This is a genomic window from Providencia sp. PROV141, assembly GCF_028481645.1.
Classification (GTDB): domain Bacteria; phylum Pseudomonadota; class Gammaproteobacteria; order Enterobacterales; family Enterobacteriaceae; genus Providencia; species Providencia rettgeri.
In genome coordinates this window covers 43007-67889 of sequence record NZ_JAMPPR010000021.1, presented here as the reverse complement: position 1 = coordinate 67889, position 24883 = coordinate 43007, and the positions used below count along the sequence as shown (strand labels likewise).

Below are 24883 nucleotides of genomic sequence, written 5' to 3'. Positions count from 1 at the left end.
TTCTTAATTATTTGACAACAATGAACTCTCCTTTGTGCCAAATACCTACGCTTGATTTTTTATTTGTGACATCGACAAATTGTAATTTGACGGCTAAATTTGGCATGAGGTAATAACGCTCGCGACAAATACCATCCACTCCGTATTTTTGTTTTTCTGCTAAACAAGGGCCTGAAGCCACTACACGGAAGGTGCTGTTTCCAGTATTTGAAACTTGGGAATTAGAATATTTATAATTAAAGTTTTCAATTCTTGGTGCGACAACGAGAATTGTGCTAATTGTTGCCGATGTTGTTGCTGATGCCGATTTCGCACTTTGTGTAACACCACTCTCGCCAATAGGATCATCTTTCCAATTTAATCGATAGTAACGTTCTTTATTATCTTTTGGACCTTGATAAATTATCTTAAATATATCTTTTGCATGCCCAGGAAGAATTAAGTTAGCAGGTGTTGATAATATTTCATTGGGATCAGTAATTGGAATTACTTTTCCAGTATCAAGTGGTGAGTCTATTTTTTCTATCGTTAAATTTACCAATCTTGCCGTATCTACTGTATTTTCAATTTCTTTAGATAAGGTGTCTTCATCCAATGATATTATTTCAGTGATGTTTCCCACATTGACAGCAAAACTGCTTTTTAATGGTAACCATGATAATAAAATTAATGCTAATGTTATCTTTTTCATAATCATAAATTTCTAAAATGAATGACGATAAAGATATTATTTCCCTATAGTATCTTTATCGTAATATTTAGTTATCTAATAAGGGGATATTGAATTAAGGAGCTGGCGTAAACTCACCGTCCCAAGTTGCAGTAAATTGAACTTTCACATCACCATCCCATGTACCGTCAGTCAGTGCTTTAAAGTCAGTCGCTGCGCCATCAGCTTCAGCGCCAGCAATAACAAAGGTGAATTCACCGCGATCTGCTGCACGCTCAGAGCCATTATAGATACCATCAGCCGCTAAATTATCTAAACCAGAAGTTAAACCAGTTGATGTATCAATTAATACTAAATCATTATTTTTAGTCAGATCTTCACCATTCCATTTAACGCCAACAGTTAATTTAGAATCGTCGGTAGTTCTTGCTAATGTATTAGCAATAATTTTTGATGCTAATTTAAAATCTGTTGCACCAGCTTGGCCTTGAATAGCAATATCAAATGCGCCATTTTGTTGATTAAAGCTTTTTTGGCCTTCGGCATAATTAAAGGTTAAACTTCTTAATGGAGTCACAACTAACATACTTGTCGTGTCTTTAATTGCAGTTGCTTGCCATGTTGCTGTTGCTTGAGCGGTACGTGTATCTGCATTTGCAACGGTAGCAAAAGAAGCTGCAATAATTGTTGATAACAATACAGAAGCCATTTTTTTATTTAACATACTAATCTCTCTTTTTATATTGATAGAAAACAATAGTAAAAATAGTTATTTAATTTTTACATATTGATATGGTTTTATTGAATTTAAAATGAAAGGTTTAAATATCTTTCATGCTATTTAGTAATATTGCGATTGTTTTTTTACTTAAATTTATATTGTTTCTTTTATTTTCTTCAGAGAAACAATCAATATAGTAAATCATTTCAATCCATCTTTTGTCTAAAACAGTTAAGATTTCATTTAATTGATCTAGCGATAATGAACTGGTGCCAGTTTCATAGCGAGATACCTGTTGTTGGCTAATGTTAATTAATTCTGCCAACTGTTTTCCTGTCATGTTTTTTTCTTTGCGTGATTTTCGTAAATAATTTCCTACATGACTACTAATTATATTAGCTTTCATTTTTTCAGCCTCTAATATTAATAGATCTATTTATGTGATATTCGTTAGCTCACTCGCTTGCTTAATTGAGTGTTATAATAAATACATTAAAAAAAGAGTAAATGGCAGGATTTCTATTAAAGATTTACTTTTAATAGGTTTTTTCTATTAACTCTGTTTTTTTTAGCATTATTCAATTGAAAAATATCTCTTCACCAGTTTAATTGGTTAAAAATACACTTCACAATATTGAAAACAGGGTATTAAATAAAAAAATACACTAAATAAGTGTAAAATTATTATAATTGTTAACAAATGTATATTTAATTAAGAAGCATAAAGAATCCACATTGAAAGTTACAATTTATTACAATTAAAGAGAGGAAAGAATTTAGAATAAAGGTGGGAAACCAGTTATATTGGTAAAATTGTAATTTTAAATGTGTATTTAACCCTCTTATCTATTAATAACTCAGTTAACTAATTTAATGTGTATGATGTTAAAGTCCCACTTTGATAATTAGATATATGATATAATATCAATGTCTATTAGGTGAATAAATGTAAGATAAAACAAATAGTTGGTTCGCTTTATCCACTATAGTATCAACTTTCTATATTATGATCCTATTGTGGTACATAGGGGTTAGCGCTAATACTTCATCCTACAGACCAGCTTATCTTGTGTAATTTTATAAGGTTCTTGGCCAGTAATAGTTGAATCAGGGATGGGGTATTATGTTCTCCATTGCCCCTCATTTTAATTTTGGTGATATCCAATGTGATGCTTTATGGATGTTTGTAGTGAGTTATCGAAATAGCTAGTGCTAAGATTCCCTCCTTTCCAATTAAATGGCTCCATGCATACAGATTCTGAAGTGTCTAATCTATACGGCTTGTTTTAGACCCAATTTATCACTTAAAGCTACGCTACTTATAAATTAGATATAACTATCTACATAACAGCTAGCCTAGATTTTAATCCTTTCTTTTGCACCTAGCTTTCCACTAGAGATTATGCTTTTGGGTATAGTAACAGAGCATAAGAATGTCTGTTAGTAAAAAACGTTGGTTGTTAGAAGTGCGTAAGCTATCTATGCATGATGAGTAATATCGATAAACTTTCTGGAATAGCGAGCTAGATTATTTTTTGAACGATTCTCTTTTTCTTCTTGGTAAGTGTGGGTTATAATTTATAGATGTTACTATTTTCTTTGGTATAAATAGAACAAAATAGATGGTTTTTTGTGCTTTATTTGAAGGGTTGAAATGATGTTTTTTTTATATCATTGATGAACTGTTTCAGTAGGGATAGTTATTATAGTCATTGTTTTTATTTTTTTAATTCTTTAAAAAAATAAAAATTAATGAGTATGTTTTGATATGTATCAATAAAAATAGCATACTCGATCTTAACGCTAATCAATGAGTATTTTATAGCGAAAAATCCTTAATACTCATATTAAGCGTTATTTTAAATTACAAGTAATACATTGCATTCCAAATTGTAACAAAATGAAACTTGGCATTAATTAGCGTGTCACTGTAATCTATATTGTTTTATAAGTAATAATACTTGCAACATATTGAGTTAATAACTGCAACAATATTATCACATCTAAAATTAATTGATTAATCACATAGTTACTTATCATTTTTCTACTCCAATTGCGTGTTTTATTCGGTTGTATATCTCAAAATATGGGTACAAAAAAAAATCAAAAAGCCCAGGCCTATTGATTTTAATTCTATTGATAGGTTTAAACATTTTTACTCGTTTTTTATTCAATTTATATTATTAAGCATAAATTAGTAGTTAATGAATTATCACTAGAATAATTTAGCCTATTAAATAAATATACTAATGCTTATCATTTGATAAAAATTTATTGATCTTATACATCGGGAAAATTCTGGAAATGCTTATGGAAGTAAATAGGTTGAGTTATTATGCGGGAATATTTTTAAGGAAATCTAGAAAGGAAAAGAATTTGACGGGTAAGCAATTAGCAAAGCTAATGCACGTTAGTCAGCAACAAATATCTCGTTATGAAACAGGAAAAACATCATTAACAATAGACCAATTAAGTCATCTTTTACATCTCTTAGATAAGAATTGGGTTGAGCTTATTTTATTTGTTCAAAGTGAATGTGATATCGATATAAAATTGGAAAAAGAAAAAAGTAAAAGAAATTACTTATTAAGTAATTACTTAATTGATAATTTAGTAAATAAAAAACAGTAATTTTATTTTAATTTTTTTTAACTCTATTCTCATAGTGGTCAAGATTATATTTTATAAAAAACACAGTTAAAAGTGTTTTTTATACTAAGTAATTTTTCATTTGTTGTATATTGAATTTAAATTAGAGAGAATAAAATGTTTAATAAGAAAATATCATCTGTATTATTATCTGGGATTATTGCTGCTTCTTTTGCTACGGTTGCAAATGCAGATACACGTACTGCTCAAGCAACAGCGACATGGCAAGCGACTGCAATTAAAGACACGACAAGTATGTTAGTTGTGACTCCACTAAAAAGCTTAACTTTTAATTACGCCGAAGGCCAAAAAAGCTTTAATCAGCAAAATGGTGCATTCGATGTCGCTATTCAAGGACAATCCGGCGCAACTGATTTTAAATTAACATCAAAAATTATTGCTAATACATTAGCAAGAACTACCGACGATTCTACATTAGAAGTTGGCGTTAAATGGAATGGTACTGATTTAAACACTGCAACGGATACTACGTTAATCAGCGTTGCTGACGGTATTACTTCAGGTTTAGATAATTTAGCGGCTGATGGTGTTTATAATAGTTCAGATCGTGCAACAGATCGTGGTGAGTTCACCTTTGTTATTGCTAAAGCTAAAGCAGCAGGCGCAGTCGCTGAGTTTAAAGACTTAGATGATGGTGTTTGGGATGGTGATGTGAAAGTCCAGTTTACTGCAAACTGGGAAGGAACTTTTGTTACTCCATAAGTTTTTTATTAATTAAATAAAAAATCCTTTGTTACGATAAAGATAATATAAGGATATAGAATCTTTATCGTTTTTTATTTTGAGTTTTATTATGAAAAAAACAACAATAGCAGTTATTCTATTATCAATTCTCTCACTAAAAAACATCTTGGCTGTTAATGTTGGTAATATCACAGAAATTATTTCATCTGATGAAAATTCACTTTCTAAGGAAATTGAAAATACAGTTGATGCGGCTAGATTAGTAAACTTAACGATAGAAAAAATAGATACGCCATTAGAACATGGAAAGGTAATTTCAACTAACGATCCTAACGAAATATTGTCAACACCAGCGAATATTATTCTTCCGGGGAATGCACGTGATGTATTTAAAGTTATCTACAATGGCCCGAAAGACGATAAGGAACGTTATTATCGGCTAAATTGGAAAGATGACCCAATTAGCGAAAGTGGGATTACGAAAAGTTCAAAATCAGCATCAGCAACAACATCAGCAACGATTAGTACAATACTTGTTGTTGCACCTAGAATAGAAAATTTCCAATACAAATATGATAATCAAAAAGTTGCTAATTTAGGGAACAGTTCTTTTCGTGTTGTTGCTTCAGGACCCTGTTTACCTGAAAAAATAAATCTTGGTTCCGATGGGATCTGTAAAGAACGTTATTACTTGATGCCAAATTTAGCTGTAAAACTTCAGTTGGTTGATATAAATAATAAAAAAACAAGTGTTGGTATTTGGCACAAAGGTGATTTTATTGTGGTCAAATAGCTAATATTGGGTCTTAATTATGCATAAAAGTATTATTGCATTATCAATAATGAGCTTTATTTTTTCAAATGTTGTTTATGCTAAAGATATCAAGCGTATTAAAATTGGTGGGTATATTATTCCGCCAGCTTTTGTTATGGCACTGGAAGAGGGAATGTCAGTACCTGTTTTTTTACGATTAAATACTTCTAGAGAAAAAAATCAAAGTGAAGATAAAATTGCTGATGCCATCATTATTGTTGAACAAGGAAAAATTAAACTTGCGAATATTAATTTTATTGATAATAGCCAAGGGCCAAAGTTAAGCTCACTATTGATAGATGAATTAGAAAACAGTAAAGATAATTTTTTCAATGAATCAAATAATATTAAGATTGATAAAGATGCATTACTTCAGTTAGATATTTCTTCATTTAATTTGTCACTCAATGTTGACCAAGATGCTTTTGTGCCTAAAGAAAAAGTTAGGCAATTTTCTCTAGGTGACTCATCGGTAAATGATTTTTCTGCAGTAGCTAATTATGATTTAGGTGTTTTTGGAAGCCAGGTAAAAAAAGGGAAAAATTCATCGAGTAGCTATTTTAATTTAGATACTTTGTTGGCTATAGCCGAACACCACATTAACATTAATGCATCAGCCTACAGCATTGGTAAATCAAACTCTGATATTGAATTATATCGTGCTATGTATGAACGTGATTTTAATGGAATACGTTATGCGATTGGATTAATGAGTACGTGGAATTTACAGTCTATTGCGAGCCTAACTACTCTAAATAGCAGTAAAATTTATGCAGTTACACTAGGAAATAATGCATCTAGTGTCGTGGTGAATTCAAAATATTCGTTAACACCAATTTATGTATTTTTAAATAGTCCAGGTGAAGTTCGTATTTACCGTGATGGAAAGTTATTAAATATTCAAAATTTTCCGATGGGTAGCTTTGAAGTCGACACGAGTATTCTTCCATTTGGTATCTATGATGTCACGATTGAGACGGTTGTAGATGGTAAAATTGTGACGACTCAACATCAAACAATTAATAAATCCTTTGGAACTAGCGGCGCTAATTTTGAAAAGTTAAATTGGGAAGTCTATTGGGGATATGTTGATTTCGATAAGAAACGTTATGTAAGAGGAAAATATTCTAAACGTGAGCCGCTGAAGCAAAGTTATTTAGTCGGTGCGTCCGTGGCAAAAGGTTTTCCTGTTTTATCTGGATTAAATATTCAGATGTCTAATTATGGCTATGACAATTTTTTAATTAATGAAAGCAGTATTAACTTTTCTTTAAATCAGTATGTATCACTGTCTTGGCAGGGAATGATTGAAAACCATGGAAGCCATAGAAATATTGCTACGCTATCGACAAGTATACCTGATGGCTATGGATCTGTTTGGGCTTCGAAAGAAAAGGCCGTAGTAAAAGGTGAATTACCGATTTATGACTCTGATAGCTATTCTTATGGCGCAACTTTAAATTTTGACAAGGTATTTGAGCGAGCGGGAACATTCACTATTAGTAGTACAAAAGATAAACGCATTGGTAGTGATTCAATTAACTATGAATATTCAAATACATTATTTTCAGGCCGTTACGGTACTATTGGGTTAAGAACAGGCGTTCAGCGTTATCACTATGATGACCAAAAAAGTATGAATGAAAAATTTATTAGCCTCGATTTTTCATTACCTTTATCAACATGGTTGAGTACAGGTCTTTCATCGAGCAATGGCAATGTGAAAGCCAATATCTATGCGAATAAGAGCTTTGATGATTCGGTTATTACAAGTGTCGGAGGTTCGGTATCAAAGCTAGTTAAAGATAAAAATAACGGTGAGTCTAATATTTCAACAATGGGCTATGCCTCTTACGAGACTAAATATAACTCAGGTATGGTGACACTTAACCGGCCCGATAGTAATAGGCTTAATGGTAATTTGACGTCAAGAGGCTCAGTCGCTTATAGCAATGGAACTATTATGTCAAGTGGGCAGCAAGGGAAATCAGGTGTCATTATTAATTCGGATATTTATGGAGCTGGGAGTATGACTGCGCGTGTTAATGGGCAAAATTACCCTGTTAGTGGAGCAAATACCTTTATTCCATTATCACCTTATTCTGACTATGACATTCAATTAATGAATGATGCGAAATCTAAAGACAGTTTTGACATTGTCTCAGGGCGAAATAAGTCTGTCACATTATACCCTGGGAATATTGCTATTTATAAACCTGAAGTTAGGCAGCTCGTGACGGTATTTGGCCGTTTGAAATCGCCAACTGGCGAATTTATTAAATATGCGTCTATCCGTAACCATATTGGTCGAACGAAAACAGATCACAATGGTGAGTTTTCTATGGATGTCGATGTTCGCTACCCTGTTATTTCACTTCTACAAGAAGATGAGCAAACTATATGCGAAGCTGATTTGAATCTAGAGGGGGCCAGAGGTGCGTTATGGCTAGGGGATGTAACTTGTGACCCGCAAAGAACAGTCGCATTAAGGCAATGAGAGTTTCATGATGAATAAAAAATATTTCTTACTATTTTTGGCGAGTTGTTTGTTGAATGGCGTCTTTAGTTCTTCTGGCTTAGCTGTGGCTCTGAGTAATTCTTATGTGTTTATTGAAAATGGTGTTGATAATGAGTTTTTTGTAACACCAAGATCTTTAGATCCTCGATTCACTGGCGCAAATAAATTTTCCCGTTATTCAGCAAGAAATCAAGAAAGCTTAGGTTATATGGGCTACACCAATACCTCGATTCGGGCCAACCAGAATGTAGATATTTGGTTTGAAAATTCACCGATTGATAGCCCATTTATTGGTAACCGCTGTATGCGTAATTACTGTAACCGCGATACGGGTTATTGGCCTGCACAATATATTGGTCGAAATGGTGCATATAAAATTGTACAGGATAATACCTTGGGGGAAGGGGCATACGCGCGAGGTATTTTTAGTGAGTCAACATACCAATATTTTCAAAAACTGCCTATTGGTACCGTGGAAACTTATAGCTATCGTGCATGTATGACTGACTTAGATTATGACCCTGCAAAAGGGGAAAGTTGCCAAAGTGTTGGTGGGCGAATTATCGCATCTCATGAGTTTACAATGACGAAATCAGGGCATATTAAACTGAGTTCAACAGGAGCAATGCAAGAAGTTTATATTGATAGTAATGGTAATCCAAGCCTAGGTCCCGGGGAGCAATTTTGTCGTATTGGTATTGTTGCCAACGTGAACGGTTTAATTTGCCAAGTGGTAAAACATGAAACATCGGGGGATATTTTTGCGAATGTGTTGCTGACATTAAAAGTAAATTCAACATTAATTCCATTTACCCCTGCTGCTGCATCAATAAAAATAGGCCCTGACGACGGTTCTAATGTTTGGCGAAATTACAACTCGGCTTATGCAGCGAACTCATATTTTAAAAGTTCAAATAACTATGTTTCTATCTTTTTTTCTAATACGTTTTTCAAACAATTAGTGACAAATAATATTGATTTCACCAATAGCCAAGACTTTTTTACGTTTTCGTTTACGAATCCTGCCGCTGCCCCACAGTCAGGCTATTATGAATTCACGCCATCGAACCAGTTAGTGATAAAGCCTAGGGACTACAGCATTAGTATTGTGCCAGCTGATTATATTCCTAACCCGTCAAAAACGGGGAAAATTGGCCCAGCGGAACCACCAATTGAGTTTAATTATATTGTGACGACAAGCGGCCCTCGACAAGCGGACTCGATCACTGCAAGAGTCGAGGGGCCGACAGTGAATGTTAACGGGCAAAATTTTTGTTTGTTCAGCTCCGATGATGACAAATTTCGTGTTCCGTTTTCAGCTTACTTATCATTTAAAAATACTTCAGGTATCGAAGAGTCTTATCGCTCAAATTGTGATGGTACGGAAATATCAATGAATAATGCGTTGTGGGCGGAAACTCCGTGGGATATTCCTAACCAAGATTTAGGGTCATTCTATCGTACTAATTTGGATTTACGTTTCCCAATGAATGATTCAAACTCATTATTTACGTTAGATGGCATCGATTGGTTAGGAACGGTGTCTGCGAGTGGAACGGTTGTCGTGAAAGCGATTTGGACGGGGCCAGATGTCCATTTATAAGGTTGGTGTGATTCGAACTCATAAGATGAAGTGTATAGTACCCCAACTATTGACTAGTGCGTTATTGCTTTTTTCATTTTTTGGTAAAGCCTATGCACTTTATTTGAGCTCAGATATTTCATCTTTAGAACCTAACAAAAGCTTTTTTTCAAAGTCCTATATCAATGACACGAAAAAGGTGAATTTATATACATTTAGCGCCTACAAAATAGATAAGCCAGATAATAAAGAGCAAGGGAAGCCAATAGAAGAAGGGGAAATTATTTTTACCCCATTAAAAAAAATCGTATTACCCGGTGAGCAAGAGTATTTTAAGATTTTTTATCGCGGTAAAACGGATGACAAAGAGCGTTATTATAAGATTGTGATCAGCGAAACAGCGCTTGATGTGGAAACAGACTCTTCTCAGAATCAGCAATCGTTATTTTACCCCACAGTTAGTTTAGAAACCTATTTTGTGGTTAGGCCGAAAGATATTGCATTTAAATATTCGATGGATGCGGATGCGGGCAGATTAAAAAATACGGGCAATACTTATTTTAGGGTGTTAATTCATGAAAGCTGTGAAGTAAAGGATGATGAGCAGCCCTTAGTTCTTTATCTTTTACCGCAACAAGAATTTCGCCATGAAGCTTTAAAGAAAAAAAGCCGTAAATACATTGTTATATTTGATAAATACCATTCTATAGGCAACTGCGATTAGCTGATTTAAAATTTCATATTATATGATTAGCCAGTAATATTTATTGTTACTGGTTTTTTCAATTCATGTTACTTCTATCTATTAATAATCATTAGAAAGGCTAGGTCTTTTACTCAACTCAAACAAAAATATTCGGGCATATTGCGCTTTTTTTTGTCTAAAACTTTGCCAATTATCACTAATGTGGCAGCTAAATGAGCTAGAAGCATAAATCACCTTGATCCCAGACACTGAACTCAGGTTTAATAAGGTTAGTCACTTGCGCAAAAATGTAAGTCTTAAGGGATATTTTGCGCAATGGAATGGATTCAGCTTTGCGGCAGTTCAATTTATTAGCGATCTGCTGCCATGAACATAGCAAATATTGCGGTATGGGTAGAATTGGGTTACTTTCAATCGCTCTATTCGTGAAATGCTCAGTATGTTGTCGATGTGTTGTGGTTCCTTAGATAAGGAAACCGATGGCGATACCTCGGTAAATTGATATTTTCATGTTGCAGCGAAATTAAAGTAGCACTATCCGTATTGCGTTGTAAAAATTGGTTTAAGTACGTTTTTATCCTACCTGGAGTATACTGATGACGACTCGTAAAACCCTTGCTAATGCTATCCGCTTTCTAAGTATGGATGCGGTTCAAAAAGCAAAATCAGGGCATCCTGGCGCGCCAATGGGCATGGCTGATATCGCTGAAGTACTGTGGCGTGACCATATGAATCATAACCCAGCAGACCCTCACTGGGCAGATCGCGACCGTTTTGTACTGTCAAACGGCCATGGCTCAATGTTGATTTATAGCTTACTGCACCTCACTGGTTATGACTTACCTATCGAAGAGTTAAAAAACTTCCGCCAATTACACTCTAAAACACCGGGCCACCCAGAATATGGCTATACTCCAGGTGTTGAAACAACAACTGGTCCTTTGGGGCAAGGCATTGCAAACGCAGTGGGTTTTGCGATTGCAGAACGCACATTAGCCGCGCAATTTAACCGCCCTGGCCATGACGTTGTTGACCACCACACTTATGTTTTCATGGGTGATGGCTGTATGATGGAAGGTATCTCGCATGAAGCATGTTCTTTAGCGGGTACACTGAAATTAAATAAACTGATCGCATTCTATGATGACAACGGTATCTCAATTGATGGTGAAGTTGAAGGTTGGTTTACTGACGATACCGCAGCACGTTTCGAATCTTATGGCTGGCATGTTATCCGTGATATCGACGGACATGACGCATCACAGATCAATGCGGCAGTGAATGAAGCGAAGAACCAAGCTGATAAACCAACACTGATTATGTGTAAAACTATCATTGGTTTTGGTTCACCAAACAAAGCGGGTTCTGAGTCTGTCCACGGTGCACCTTTAGGTGATGCTGAAATTGCAGCAACTCGTGAAGCTCTGGGTTGGAGCTACGGCCCATTCGAAATTCCTAAAGATATCTATGAAGCTTGGGATGCTCGTACCGCAGGTAAAGAAAAACAAAGCGCATGGGATAAAAAATTCGCCGCATATGCAGCACAATTCCCTGAATTAGCAGCGGAATTTACTCGTCGTATGAATGGTGAATTACCGGCTAATTTTGATGCGGATGCAAAACAATTTGTTGAAAATCTGCAACAAAATCCAGCAAATATTGCCAGCCGTAAAGCATCACAAAATGCACTAGAAGCGTTTGGTAAAGTATTACCTGAATTTATGGGCGGTTCTGCGGACTTAGCTCCAAGTAACTTAACCATGTGGTCAGGTTCGAAAGCGCTGAACGTTGACCCAGCCGGTAACTATATTCACTACGGTGTTCGTGAATTTGGTATGTCAGCTATCATGAACGGTATCGCGTTACATGGTGGTTTCATTCCTTACGGCGCGACATTCCTGATGTTCGTTGAATACGCACGTAATGCGGTTCGTATGGCAGCACTGATGAAAGTGCGTAGCATCTTCGTTTATACTCACGATTCTATTGGTCTGGGGGAAGATGGCCCGACTCACCAACCGGTTGAGCAACTGGCAAGCCTGCGTGTGACACCTAATGTCAGCACATGGCGTCCTTGTGACCAAGTTGAATCTGCGGTGGCGTGGAAATATGCTATCGAGCGTAAAGATGGCCCAAGCGCATTAATCTTCTCACGTCAGAATTTAGAGCAACAACCTCGTACCGCTGAGCAATTAGCCAATATCGAGAAAGGCGCTTACATTCTGAAAGATTGCGCAGGTTCGCCTGAACTAATCTTTATTGCAACAGGTTCTGAAGTGGAATTGGCAGTTAAAGCAGCTGACCAATTAACGTCAGAAGGCCGTAAGGTTCGTGTTGTGTCTATGCCATCAACTGATGCATTTGATAAACAAGACGCGGCATACCGTGAAGCGGTTTTACCTGCCAATGTGACAGTACGTGTTGCTATCGAAGCGGGTATTGCAGATTACTGGTTCAAGTACACTGGATTAAACGGTGCCATCATTGGTATGCATACCTTTGGTGAATCTGCACCAGCGGAAGAACTGTATAAAGAATTCGGTATCACAGTAGAGAAAGCGGTTGAAGCTGCGAAATCTTTACTGAAATAAAATAAGACGGAATGAGAACCGAATTTCTAATTATCTTGCTGAACAACGCCTAGCGATAAACTAGGCGTTGTTTTTTTGTGCACCAATATAGGATTTTCTATTGCGTTCTATAAATATATCCCTTAATCTAATCCTAGATAAGCTGAACCGTTTCAGTTGTATGTTATAGAATGAAAATATTTTTTAAAAATGTCGGTTGAAGCACACTTTTGATGTTTGACAGCTAAAATGAGCAGTAGAGTTGGTGTGAGTCAGTTATCCTTAGCAACCGTGTGATTTTGCTCAGATACAAGGTGTAGAATGGCAATCAGGGTAGCAATAAATGGCTTTGGCCGCATTGGTCGAAGTGTTCTAAGAGCGTTGTATGAATCAGGCCGTCGGGCAGAAATTGTCGTGGTGGCGGTTAATGAACTAGCTGAACCTGAAGGTATTGCACATTTGCTGAAGTATGATTCCAGCCATGGGCGTTTTGCTTGGGATGTACGACTTAACGGAACACTTTTACAAGTTGGTGATGACAATATTCGCTTATTTCACCAATCTGAGCTGCATGAGTTACCTTGGAAAGAATTGGGAATTGATGTTGTTTTAGATTGTAGTGGGGTTTATGGTTCACGGGATGACGGCTTACTGCATTTAGCGGCAGGAGCGAAAAAAGTGTTATTTTCTCACCCAGGTGCTGATGACCTTGATGCAACTATCGTTTATGGTGTTAACCATGAAAGCTTAACCGCTCAAGATAAGATTGTTTCCAATGCTTCTTGCACCACCAATTGTATTATTCCAATTATTAAATTGCTTGATGAGGCTTTTTCGATTGAATCGGGAACCGTGACGACGATTCATGCGTCAATGAATGACCAGCCTGTTATCGATGCCTATCATAAAGATTTACGCAGAACTCGTGCAGCGAGTCAGTCTATTATTCCTGTTGATACCAAGTTAGCGGCAGGAATTACGCGAATTTTTCCGAAATTTAAAGACCATTTTGAAGCCATTTCTGTCCGTGTACCGACGACGAATGTGACAGCGATTGATTTGAGTGTTACCGTACATAACGATGTTTGTGTTGATAAAGTCAACCAACTACTGCGAAACGCGGCACAAGGCCATTTTCGTGGTATAGTGGATTACACTGAATTACCGCTAGTCTCGATGGATTTCAATCATGATCCACACAGTGCTATTATTGATGGTACACAAACGCGAGTTAGTGGTAAGCATTTAATTAAAACCCTAGTTTGGTGTGATAACGAATGGGGGTTTGCTAACCGGATGCTAGATACAACATTAGCGATGGCAGCGACAGGTTTAAACTAATTGGCGACTGACAGACAGCAGGGCATGATAACTTTATTGCTTTGCACAGTCGCTGATGGAAACTTTATAGAGAATCAACGAGAGGATTCACCATGTCTGTAATTAAGATGACCGATTTAGACTTAGCGGGTAAACGCGTATTCATCCGTTCTGACTTAAACGTTCCTGTAAAAGATGGCAAAGTTACTTCTGATGCACGTATTCGTGCTTCATTACCAACAATTGAAGCTGCTCTGAAACAAGGCGCTAAAGTCATGGTCACTTCTCACCTTGGTCGCCCGACCGAAGGCGAGTACAACGAAGAGTTTTCACTGCAACCTGTTGTTGACTATCTGGCTGACAAAATGGATTACCCAGTCCGCTTAGTTAAAGACTACCTTAACGGTGTTGAAATCGAAGCTGGCGAGTTAGTTGTGCTGGAAAACGTTCGCTTTAATAAAGGCGAGAAAAAAGACGATGAAACACTGTCAAAACAATATGCTGCATTGTGTGATGTTTATGTCATGGACGCATTCGGTACGGCTCATCGTGCACAAGCGTCAACACATGGCGTTGCTAAATTCTCTCCAGTTGCTTGCGCTGGCCCACTACTAAGTGGTGAGTTAGAAGCATTAGGTAAAGCACTAGATAACCCAGCTCGCCCGATGGTTGCGATTGTTGGCGGTTCAAAAGTATCAACGAAACTGACTGTATTAGATTCCCTATCTAAAATTGCAGACCAACTGATTGTTGGTGGCGGTATTGCGAATACCTTTATCGCAGCAGAAGGCAATAATGTTGGTCGCTCATTATATGAAGCAGACTTAATCCCTGAAGCGAAAAAATTACTGGCACATTGCCAAATTCCAGTACCGACTGATGTTCGTGTTGCGACTGAGTTCTCAGAAACCGCAGAAGCGACATTGAAAGCAAGTACTGAGATTAAAGACGACGAACAAATTCTGGATTTAGGTGACGAATCTGCACAGCGCTTGGCTGAGATTCTGAAAAATGCGAAAACCATTTTGTGGAATGGCCCAGTTGGTGTATTTGAGTTCCCTAATTTCCGTAAAGGTACCGAGATCGTTGCAAAAGCGATTGCAGACAGCGATGCATTCTCTATTGCGGGTGGTGGTGATACGTTGGCCGCTATCGATTTATTCAATATCGCTGACAAAATTTCATATATCTCTACTGGTGGCGGTGCTTTCCTTGAGTTCGTTGAAGGTAAAAAGCTCCCTGCTGTTGTGATGCTAGAAGAACGTGCTAAAGCGTAATTAATTGTTCATACACAACAGGCAGCGTAGGCTGCCTGTTTACCACAGGACCTTTTCACATGTCTAAAATTTTTGATTTTGTTAAACCGGGTGTTATCACGGGTGATGATGTACAGAAAGTTTTCGCAGTTGCTAAAGAAAATAACTTTGCATTGCCAGCGGTGAACTGTGTTGGTACGGATTCAATTAACGCCGTACTTGAAGCGGCCGCGAAAGTGCGTGCGCCAGTTATTGTTCAATTTTCAAACGGCGGTGCTGCATTCATCGCAGGTAAAGGTTTGAAAGCAGAAGGGCAACAAGCAGCAATTTTAGGCGCAATTTCAGGCGCTTATCATGTGCATCAAATGGCAGAGCACTATGGTGTGCCTGTTATTCTGCATACCGACCACTGTGCGAAAAAATTACTGCCATGGATCGATGGCCTGTTAGATGCAGGTGAAAAACACTACGCGAAAACGGGTAAACCACTGTTCTCTTCTCACATGATTGACCTGTCAGAAGAAACACTGGAAGAAAATATTGAGATCTGTGCTAAATATTTAGCGCGTATGGCTAAAATCGATATGACATTAGAAATCGAATTAGGCTGTACAGGTGGTGAAGAAGATGGTGTTGATAACACTGGTATGGACAGTTCTGAGCTGTACACTCAGCCAGAAGACGTTGCATACGCTTACGAAAAACTGAGTGCGGTGAGCCCACGTTTCACTATCGCTGCATCTTTCGGTAACGTTCACGGTGTTTATAAGCCAGGTAACGTTCAGTTAACGCCAAAAATTCTGCGTAATTCACAAGATTACGTTTCAGAAAAATATAACCTGCCACACAACAGCTTAGACTTCGTATTCCACGGTGGTTCTGGCTCAAGTGCTGCTGAAATCAAAGAAGCAGTAAGCTACGGTGTTATTAAAATGAACATCGATACTGATACTCAGTGGGCTGCTTGGGATGGTATTTTACAGTACTACAAAAAGAACGAAGGCTATTTACAAGGCCAATTAGGTAACCCAGAAGGTGCGGATAAGCCTAATAAAAAATATTATGACCCACGTGTATGGCTACGTAAATCTGAAGAATCAATGATTGTTCGTTTAGAGCAAGCATTTAAAGAACTGAACTGTGTTGACGTTCTGTAATTAACACGCATTAAGTTTCTTGTGATGAATCCCCCAGTGAGGTGACTTGCTGGGGGATTTTTTAGTCATGTAGATAGCGGAGTTTCACTTAATTGTGAAAGTAGTTTTAAAAATAGCGCTTCACTTTGTGTTAGAGGTTTACTGGCCTCAGTGATCGCACATATGCGGTTATGAAAAACAGGGGAATCGTTCATTTCTATTAGTGAGTGGCGAAAATTAATATGGGAGGCATAGTTCTCGGGCAGAATTCCGACATAGTGACCTGAAGCGATAAAAGTGGCAACGGCCTCAAGGCCAGCGGCCTCAGGACCTCGACTAAATTCACCCGATGCTAAAATACTTTCAGTGAATGGATGTGGCCGATAAACCAATGCTAGATTATGTTTGTTACTGGCGGTATTGGCAGAAACATAAAGCTTATGGTTTTCTATAAATAAGAATTGATAATTATAACGGCTGTTTTCGTGATATTGCCCCCGAATACCGATTTGAATTGTTCTGTCGCTAAGCGCTTTATTTAATTGATTATGGTTGAGTATGCTTAGCTCTAATTTGACATTAGGTGCCTCTTGGGTAAATTGAGTGATAGTGGCTGATAAATGGCAGAGTGGATCCGTTAAAATATGTTCAATAACACCAATAACTAATGTGCCAGATAAAATCCCATGGCGTTCATCAACTTCAGTTTTGATATTATCTAATGCTTTCAAAGCAGTATTGGCTTTTTCTATCACAAATAAACCTGATTCAGTTAGCTTAAAGCCTGAAGGTCCTCTTTCACATAATTGGACACCGAGTTTTTCTTCAATTTCACGAATATGGCGGCTTATCGACGCTTTTGACATATTTAATTTTTTTTCTGCAATGGTAAAGCCACCGACTTCTGCAACGGAAGTAAAAACACGTAATGATTTTAAGTCTTTTTCCGTTAGTTTTTTATTATGCATATTTATACCTATTACGTGAAATGAATCACTAAATGCTAATCTAGCTTAATTTTTGTTGGGATACAAATGACATAAATAATGCTGTTTTATTTTAATTATTAAAATTATTTTTGTTTTCTATAAAAGGTTTCATTTTATGAAACCATAGGATCAAAAATATCACTTTTATTCCTATCAGATACGTATATCTTAAAGTTGTAGTTGTTAATAGATTATTACCAAAGTGGCGCCACAAAATAATAATTAATCCAAATATATATAAATACAAAAGGATTCTAATTTATGGTCACAGATGAATTGTTAACAATAAAATTAGATATGATTACATTTACAGCATTAGGGGCTTTATTATTAATCGCTAGCAATGTAATTATAAAAAAATTCCCATTTTTTATGAAGTATTCAATTCCTAGCCCTGTTATCGGCGGGTTTATGTTTTCTATTGTAATGTGGTTAGCGTATCAATTTAATATTGTAGAACTTAATTTTGATAACACATTATATGACTTATCGATGTATGTATTCTTCGTCACAATTGGTTTAATGACAGGTGTTAAACTATTAGTGAGCGGTGGAAAAATATTACTGATTTATATGGTAATATGCTGGGGACTGGCATTTATGCAAAATGGCGTCAGCATTGGTTTATCATATATTTTAGATATTGAGCCATTAGTTGCCATGATGGCAGGCCAAGCCTCGATGCAGGGTGGTCATGGTATGGCGGCATCTTTAGCACCACTGATTGAATCCTTTGGTCACGACCAAGCTCTGAATGTTGGGTTAGCGGCTTCAACGTTTGGTTTGATTGCAGGGTCAATTCTAGGAGGGCCAGTTGGGAACTGGTTGATTCAAAGAAATAAATTAAAAATTGAAACTGACCATGTTGATTTAGAAAATTTAGCGGAAAGTAACAGCACAGAAGATAAAATTACAGCCCAACAATGTATTATTACAGGGGCGGTTATTTTAAGCATACTTGCTATCGGAATGCCGATAGCGAAATGGATAAGCACAGCAACGGGCTTTACCATTCCCGGCCATATTTTTAGTTTATTTGTTGGTGTTGTATTTCATTCAATTAATGAAAGAAAGCCGATAATTAAAATATCTCGTAATACAGTAGTGTTAATTTCTACTCTATCACTAGAAATGTTTTTAGTGATGGCAATGATGAAGTTAAAACTTTGGGAATTATATGAGTTAGCCTTGCCACTAACGATTATATTAATATCTCAGGTTATTACAACAATATTAGTTGCTATATTCGTTGTTTACCGTGCATTAGGTAAAAACTATGATGCCGCTGTTATGTCCGCTGGTTTTATTGGACATGGTTTAGGTGCAACACCAAATGGCTTAGTGGTTATGGACGCTATTTGTAATAAATATGGGTTATTCTCACGAAAAGCATTCATTATTATTCCAATTGCTGGAACAGTATTAACGGATATTGTTGGCGTCCCTCTATTTGTATTCCTAGCTAACACATTTGGTGGCTAAGAAATAAAAAATAAAAGAAATAAAACTAAATCTAAGAAGGAATAGTTGGTATGAAAAAATTAACGACACCCCCACATGTTGGCCATAAAACATTTTTATATTCAGAATTAGTGACTGAATTGGCCGGCATTGAAGCGGATATTGCCATACTAGGGATGCCATTTAGTTCTGCTTATAGTGCCCATGCATTTACTAATGACCAATCTCGAGCTCCACAATATTTACGTGATATGAGTGACCGAATTGTTAGGCATCCAGATCATTATGATTTTGATATTGATGGGCCACTACTACAAGGTCGAAAAGATATTAAATTTGTTGACTGTGGTGATGTTATTCCTGATTTATCAAAGCCTTTGGGGGAACATCATCAACGCGCGGCTGAGGCGATTCGGCAATTACTAAGAGCTAAGGCACTTCCTATTGTTTTAGGGGGCGATCATGGGATCACAACGCCTATTTTGCAGGGATTTGATGAAATAGGGCCGATTACACTTGTACATATTGATGCACATTTAGATTGGCGTGAAGAGGTTAATGGTGTCGATACTGGCCTTTCAAGCCCGATCCGCCGCGCTTCAGAAATGAAACATATAGGTGAAATTTTCCAAATCGGTTTACGTGCACAAGGTAGTGGGCGCCCAGCGGATTACCAAGCGGCTAAAGACCATGGGGCGCATGTTATTCCAGCCTATGAATTGCATGAGGTTGGAATGCAAGCCATTTTAGACCGGATCCCTGATAATTCGAACTACTATATTAGTATTGATGCGGATGGCATTGACCCAAGTATCATGCCTGGAGTTGATGGCCCAGCTCCTGGTGGGGTGACCTATTTGCAGGCTCGCAGCCTAATTCACGGTTTAGTGAAAAAGGGGCGCGTTGTTGGTATGGATATTGTGGAAATTACCCCAGCCAAGGATATTCCATCTAAGCTAACGGGGGTGACTGCCGGGCGCTTCGTTGTGAACCTTATTGGGGCATCTATCCGAGCGGGTTATTTTGATAAGTAATCGTCAATAAAAAACAGCAGTCTTCAAATGGAGGCTGCTGTTTTTCAGTAGGTTTCAAATTTTTTAGTAGAGAGTTATATCGGGGTTCCTTGATGAAACCGCAACTGCCATTGGTTTTCTGAATTTTTTAGCCAAATAGATGAACGGTGGGTGAGTTTGATTTTTTTACTATGGTGTAATTCAAAACTGGTATAGGTCATTAACACGGTATTATCGCTCAAGAATGAGCAGTGATAATTTTCTGAATAAATAGATGTTTCCATTTCATTTGCCAATGACAAAAGCGTATCTCGCTTATCACTGGTTCCCCCAGAACGACCAAATTCAAAAAAATCCGCATGTAATATCTCACGAAGAAAATCACTATTCTGTCGGTTAGAACTGTTATGTAATTTTTTTTCTAATTCAATCAATTTATGTATCACTCGCGCTCTCCCAATTTTTGTGCCAGTTTCTCGGCTAGCAGAGTAACAATGTCCGAAGTATTTGCCTGGAAATGCATGGCAATTTCCATTTCTTGAGCGGCAGGGAAACCGTCTTCTTCTGTTAAAATTCGATGTTGAGGCAGTTTTGCTCGCAAAGGTAATAAACTGACACCTAACCCGTCGGCGATAGCACTTTGAATGCCCGCGAGGCTAGAACAAGTATAAGTTATGTGCCAAGGGCGTTGTTCATTGTCTAATAACTTAAACATATCATTACGATACAGACCATTTTCAGGAAAAACTACCAAGGGTACGGAATCATTATTGCAGTGTTTATATTGGTTGCTCATTAGCCAACATAATGGTTCAGGCCAATGGTAATCACTTTTAAATTCGCCTTTTTTCTGTTTCACAATAATTAAATCTAACTCACCATGTTGGTAGCGCTGATGAAGCTGACGGCTTAGGCCACTTGTGACTTCTAATCGCACATTGGGATTAGCTTGCATAAATGCAGCAAGTGTTGGGGTAACTTGGCCAGAAGCGAGATCTTCCGGAAAACCGAGCCGAATAGTTTGAATTACTGCATTGCCAGTGATTTTCATAAAGAAGGTATCATTGAGTACTAAGATATTTTTTGCATAACTCAACAAAACTTCACCCGTTTCGGTTAAGGTGAGTATGCGGTGTCCCCGAACGAATAAAGGCTGGCCGACTAAAGTTTCTAGCCGTTGAATCTGCTGGCTCAATGTTGATTGCGTTGAATTTAAATGCTGTGAAGCCACGGTGAAATTCCCTGTTTCAGCAACAGTGACAAAGGTTTTCAACAAAACAAGATTAAGTAATGGATTCATTTTATAAATACCTACCATTTAGTTATTTAATTTTTAAATAGCATACTTTTTCAGTAGATTAAAGAGTCATCGGGGAGATTAATCATGAAAACATTCTTTTTACGTGCGAAATGGTTGGTTCACTTAGTTAGCATTCTTATGATTTCGTTGGCATTTATGGTGAAAGGTATGGCGAATCCACAACTTGATTCTTTGGTGCCATTGGCTGAGCAAGGGAATCTACAAGGCGTTAAATCCTTGGTTGAGCAAGGTGCGAATATTGAACAGCGCGATTTACGCCAACGTACTGCGTTGATGGCGGCAACCCATGAAAACCATATTGAAGTTGCCCGTTTTTTGATAGAGCAAGGCGCAGATGTTAATGCACGCGATAATATGCAAGATTCCCCTTATTTGTACGCAGGAGCGCGTGGTTTACAAGAGATACTCGTATTAACCCTACAACATGGCGCTGACTTGAAAAGCACTAATCGCTACGGGGGAACTGCGTTGATCCCTGCAGCAGAACGCGGACACGTAACGACGGTCAAAACCTTGATTGATGCGGGGGTTGATGTGAATCACGTTAATCGGTTGGGTTGGACTGCACTGATTGAAGCGATTATTTTGGGTGATGGTAGCGATAAGTACGCACAAATTGTCACTGAATTAATTAAGGGCGGCGCAAATGTCAATTTAGCTGATGGCTCGGGGATATCACCGTTGACGTTGGCAAAAAGTAAAGGTTACCGTAATTTGATTGAAATTCTTGAGAATTCAGGAGCGAAATAATGTCGGATACGCAATTTTTGCAACAAGCTATCAACTTAGCAATGGAAAACGTGCAAGCTGGCGGACGACCTTTTGGCGCAATTGTTGTCTGTGATGGGCAAGTCGTTGCAAATGGCGTCAACCAGATGCTTGAGCTCAATGACCCAACTGCCCATGCGGAGCTGATGGCGCTGCGTCAGGCTGGGCAAAAATTAAGCCGTGTGAAATTAGATGACTGTGTGGTTTATGCGAGTGGGCAGCCTTGTCCTATGTGCCTTGCTGCCATGCGAATGGCGGGTATCTCTCGGGTCGTTTACGCCTATTCAAACGATGATGCCGCACCTTTTGGGCTTTCTACGGATGCCATTGCCAAAGTGCTGAGAGTTGCTCCTGAACAACAATCAGGTTTACGGTTTGAACAATTAAAGCCTAATGATGAAACGCGCAGTACCCTGTACCAACAGTGGTGGGAACGACAATCTAAATGAGTAAAACAGCCCCATCTTCGTTGGCGTTGATACTAACCATTGTCTTAGTCGGGTTGAATTTACGGCCCTTTATGACGGGCCCAGGGCCCGTTATCGACAATATCATTCAAACGACAGGGATGAGTTATCAAAGCATTTCGCTTTTAACGTTGTTACCCATGTTGTTGATGGGGGTTGGGGCATTGGTTGTGCCGATGTTAAACCAACGTATAGGCGAACGTGCGGGGCTCAGTACTGCAATGCTATTACTGCTAGTCGGTTCACTTGCTCGTTACTTTGTTGTTGATGGTGCGGCTTTATTATTAACCGCTTTTTTATGCGGTGTGGGTGCGGCTTATATTCAGTCGGTATTTCCTGGGCTCATTAAAGCGAATTTCCCCCAAAAAATGGCGATGATGACAGGTTTGTATTCAGCCACGTTAATGGCGGGGGGAGCAATTGGTGCACAGCTAACGCCTTTGGTTGAGAAAATAACAGGCCACTGGCAGAGTGCTTTAGCATGGCTTGCCTTCCCAGCTTTGCTCGCGTTGTTGGCTATTTGGGCGAATGTACATACAGAGCGGAGTTCAAAAGTGGAATCGATCTCAGTATTGACGTTCTTACGAAAGCCGAGAGCATGGTTGTTGATGGCAGGTTTTGGGCTGATTAATGCGGGTTATGGTACCGTAGTGACTTGGTTGGCACCTTTTTTCCAAGAGCAGGGAATGAGTGCTGCACAAAGTGGCACGTTTGTTGCCATATTAACGGTGTTTCAGGCGTTATCTGCGCTAATGATCCCTGTATTTGCTTCGCATAATATTGATCGTCGCTTTTGGCTGATTATTACGCTCAGTTGCCAAGCACTTGGTTTTTCTGGTCTGATGCTGTTTGCTAGCGATGTGCCACTTTTGTGGGTGGCACTATTAGGTATGGGGTTAGGCGGCTGCTTTGCACTTAGTATTATTACCGCTTTAGATCATCTGCCTCATCCCGTCAGCGCAGGCGCATTGACTTCGTTAATGCAGGCTGGTGGCTTTATTATTGCGGCATTTGGGCCATTAGCGGCGGCTTGGTTGCATCAAGTCAGTCAGGGTTTTACATGGGTATGGGCAATGCATGTGGTCTTTGTATTAGTAACATTGATTCTTTATTTGCGTTTGAACCCTAAAAGCTATAGTCAAATCTTCAATTTAAGATAATTAATCTCCTCTTTGTTTATTGCGAATGATAATTATTGTTATCTTTGTGTTTTTTTGCCACTATAACTGTTTATTTATTCGTCTAGGTAAGAGCCCTATGCAGCAGCGTATTGAAGATAAATTCACACAAGCACATTCAGCCCGTGAAGAACAATCTGTTGGTGAATTTATCCGGATCCGCCGCGGTGAGTTTCTGATTAACCGTGATTTAGGTATTGAAGAAGAACAAGCCGCTGGGCTCAAAATTGTGGCTATCCATCAAGGGGCAATGGGTTGCCGTAGTAGTGCGGGACAAAATGTTGAGGTCAATTCACCTTCTTTGATTTTATCGAGCAGTCCGCAAAATTATCTATTGAATAATCAATTTTATGGTCAGCAAACCATGAAATACACCATGATAGATATTTCTCCTGAATGGTTGGAAATGCAACAATTAAGTTTACCAGATACTTGCTATCATCCTCGTTCCCCAAAGCTATTACAGTTGGTTATTCCACCGAGTGTACTGGCGATCACTCATCAGTTATTTGCTTGCCCGACTCATTCGTCATTACGCCAACTCTATTTGAGCGCTAAAGTGTCTGAAATTACGGCACTATGCTTACATCATTCGCTATCTCATACAAATACGCCTGTTATTAGCGTATTGCGCCAGAGAGATATTGATATCTTGCATATGGCAAAAACTATATTGATTCAGGAAATGGAATCTCCACCCAGTTTAGATGAATTAGCTAAACGGTTAGGGGTCAATACCCGTAAACTCACGCAAGGCTTTCGCCAATTATTTGGCAATAGTATTTATGGCTGGTTGCAGGAGACCCGCTTGGAAACAGCTTTCCAACTATTGAGTATGAATGATGCAAATATCTCAACAGTGGCTTACCAAGTCGGCTATACCCCCGCTCATTTCTCCGTTGCATTTCGCAAACGCTTTGGTATTTCACCTAATCAACTCAAAAAATAACAGTGTGTACGCCGGATAACGATAGACAAATTCCGGCGGTCGAAAGTATCCCATCACATTAATTGTTAAATTGATAACAATTATCATTTA

The 24883-nt window shown here is 38.1% G+C and carries 22 protein-coding genes; 16 read left to right on the top strand and 6 right to left on the bottom strand.

What is annotated here, in order from left to right:
* Positions 1-7: 7 nt before the first annotated feature.
* The 3 genes from PSF09_RS14480 to PSF09_RS14470 all read right to left on the bottom strand — a co-directional run bounded on the left by PSF09_RS14480 (position 8) and on the right by PSF09_RS14470 (position 1797).
* Positions 8-691 carry a hypothetical protein gene (locus PSF09_RS14480; RefSeq protein WP_272684068.1) on the bottom strand — a complete coding sequence of 228 codons (684 nt, stop codon included), beginning with the start codon at positions 689-691 and terminating at the stop codon, positions 8-10.
* Positions 692-785: 94 nt separating this feature from the next.
* Positions 786-1394, bottom strand: a complete 609-nt coding sequence (ecpA, locus tag PSF09_RS14475) for a common pilus major fimbrillin subunit EcpA (protein WP_004914448.1) — start codon at positions 1392-1394, stop codon at positions 786-788.
* Between the two features lie 97 nt (positions 1395-1491).
* Positions 1492-1797 carry a helix-turn-helix domain-containing protein gene (locus PSF09_RS14470; RefSeq protein ID WP_004914446.1) on the bottom strand — a complete coding sequence of 102 codons (306 nt, stop codon included), beginning with the start codon at positions 1795-1797 and terminating at the stop codon, positions 1492-1494.
* A gap of 1904 nt (positions 1798-3701) precedes the next feature.
* Here PSF09_RS14470 and PSF09_RS14465 point away from each other — a divergent pair.
* The 10 genes from PSF09_RS14465 (at position 3702) to fbaA (ending at position 16668) form a co-directional block, all read left to right on the top strand.
* A complete protein-coding gene (locus PSF09_RS14465) occupies positions 3702-4022 on the top strand; it encodes a helix-turn-helix domain-containing protein (protein WP_198641857.1) in 321 nt (106 codons plus the stop codon).
* Between the two features lie 135 nt (positions 4023-4157).
* Positions 4158-4763: a common pilus major fimbrillin subunit EcpA gene (gene ecpA, locus PSF09_RS14460; protein WP_272520567.1), complete on the top strand. Its 606-nt coding sequence runs from the start codon at positions 4158-4160 to the stop codon at positions 4761-4763.
* Between the two features lie 91 nt (positions 4764-4854).
* Complete coding sequence (locus tag PSF09_RS14455; RefSeq protein ID WP_272684067.1) at positions 4855-5538, top strand: hypothetical protein; 684 nt, start codon at positions 4855-4857, stop codon at positions 5536-5538.
* Between the two features lie 19 nt (positions 5539-5557).
* Positions 5558-8056 carry a TcfC E-set like domain-containing protein gene (locus PSF09_RS14450; protein ID WP_272684066.1) on the top strand — a complete coding sequence of 833 codons (2499 nt, stop codon included), beginning with the start codon at positions 5558-5560 and terminating at the stop codon, positions 8054-8056.
* A 7-nt stretch (positions 8057-8063) separates the two neighbouring features.
* Positions 8064-9680 carry a fimbrial protein gene (locus tag PSF09_RS14445; protein WP_247605453.1) on the top strand — a complete coding sequence of 539 codons (1617 nt, stop codon included), beginning with the start codon at positions 8064-8066 and terminating at the stop codon, positions 9678-9680.
* Positions 9667-10383 (top strand): fimbrial protein, encoded by a 717-nt coding sequence (locus PSF09_RS14440; RefSeq protein ID WP_272665556.1) that lies wholly within the window; start codon positions 9667-9669, stop codon positions 10381-10383. The genes PSF09_RS14445 and PSF09_RS14440 overlap by 14 nt, the downstream gene beginning before the upstream one ends.
* A gap of 578 nt (positions 10384-10961) precedes the next feature.
* Positions 10962-12956 (top strand): transketolase, encoded by a 1995-nt coding sequence (gene tkt / locus PSF09_RS14435; RefSeq protein ID WP_272684065.1) that lies wholly within the window; start codon positions 10962-10964, stop codon positions 12954-12956.
* Positions 12957-13256: 300 nt separating this feature from the next.
* A complete protein-coding gene (gene epd, locus PSF09_RS14430) occupies positions 13257-14276 on the top strand; it encodes an erythrose-4-phosphate dehydrogenase (RefSeq protein WP_210839982.1) in 1020 nt (339 codons plus the stop codon).
* A gap of 92 nt (positions 14277-14368) precedes the next feature.
* A complete protein-coding gene (pgk, locus tag PSF09_RS14425) occupies positions 14369-15532 on the top strand; it encodes a phosphoglycerate kinase (RefSeq protein WP_210839980.1) in 1164 nt (387 codons plus the stop codon).
* Positions 15533-15591: 59 nt separating this feature from the next.
* Positions 15592-16668 carry a class II fructose-bisphosphate aldolase gene (gene fbaA / locus PSF09_RS14420; RefSeq protein WP_272665554.1) on the top strand — a complete coding sequence of 359 codons (1077 nt, stop codon included), beginning with the start codon at positions 15592-15594 and terminating at the stop codon, positions 16666-16668.
* 65 nt (positions 16669-16733) lie between these two features.
* On the opposite strand, the gene PSF09_RS14415 is transcribed toward fbaA, so the two are convergent.
* Positions 16734-17615, bottom strand: a complete 882-nt coding sequence (locus PSF09_RS14415; RefSeq protein ID WP_210839978.1) for a LysR family transcriptional regulator — start codon at positions 17613-17615, stop codon at positions 16734-16736.
* A gap of 282 nt (positions 17616-17897) precedes the next feature.
* On the opposite strand from PSF09_RS14415, the gene gltS reads away from it, so the two are divergent.
* A complete protein-coding gene (gene gltS / locus PSF09_RS14410) occupies positions 17898-19118 on the top strand; it encodes a sodium/glutamate symporter (RefSeq protein ID WP_272684064.1) in 1221 nt (406 codons plus the stop codon).
* Between the two features lie 50 nt (positions 19119-19168).
* The gene (locus PSF09_RS14405; RefSeq protein ID WP_210838589.1) at positions 19169-20131 is read left to right on the top strand and encodes an agmatinase; all 963 of its coding nucleotides are present in this window, start codon (positions 19169-19171) and stop codon (positions 20129-20131) included.
* A gap of 74 nt (positions 20132-20205) precedes the next feature.
* Here the strand turns inward: PSF09_RS14405 and PSF09_RS14400 are convergent, their stop codons facing one another.
* Together PSF09_RS14400 and PSF09_RS14395 are read right to left on the bottom strand one after the other, a co-directional pair.
* Positions 20206-20556 carry a nuclear transport factor 2 family protein gene (locus PSF09_RS14400; RefSeq protein WP_272665552.1) on the bottom strand — a complete coding sequence of 117 codons (351 nt, stop codon included), beginning with the start codon at positions 20554-20556 and terminating at the stop codon, positions 20206-20208.
* On the bottom strand, positions 20553-21410 hold the full coding sequence (locus PSF09_RS14395; RefSeq protein WP_272665551.1) for a LysR substrate-binding domain-containing protein: 858 nt from the start codon (positions 21408-21410) through the stop codon (positions 20553-20555). The genes PSF09_RS14400 and PSF09_RS14395 overlap by 4 nt, the downstream gene beginning before the upstream one ends.
* 84 nt (positions 21411-21494) lie before the next feature.
* Between PSF09_RS14395 and PSF09_RS14390 the strand changes: the two genes are divergently transcribed.
* The 4 genes from PSF09_RS14390 (at position 21495) to PSF09_RS14375 (ending at position 24793) form a co-directional block, all read left to right on the top strand.
* The gene (locus PSF09_RS14390; protein WP_272665550.1) at positions 21495-22181 is read left to right on the top strand and encodes an ankyrin repeat domain-containing protein; all 687 of its coding nucleotides are present in this window, start codon (positions 21495-21497) and stop codon (positions 22179-22181) included.
* Positions 22181-22648: a nucleoside deaminase gene (locus PSF09_RS14385; protein ID WP_272665549.1), complete on the top strand. Its 468-nt coding sequence runs from the start codon at positions 22181-22183 to the stop codon at positions 22646-22648. Before PSF09_RS14390 ends, PSF09_RS14385 begins: the two co-directional genes overlap by 1 nt.
* The gene (locus PSF09_RS14380; protein ID WP_272684063.1) at positions 22645-23826 is read left to right on the top strand and encodes a cyanate transporter; all 1182 of its coding nucleotides are present in this window, start codon (positions 22645-22647) and stop codon (positions 23824-23826) included. The genes PSF09_RS14385 and PSF09_RS14380 overlap by 4 nt, the downstream gene beginning before the upstream one ends.
* 97 nt (positions 23827-23923) lie before the next feature.
* Positions 23924-24793: a helix-turn-helix transcriptional regulator gene (locus tag PSF09_RS14375; RefSeq protein WP_210838577.1), complete on the top strand. Its 870-nt coding sequence runs from the start codon at positions 23924-23926 to the stop codon at positions 24791-24793.
* Positions 24794-24883: the final 90 nt, after the last annotated feature.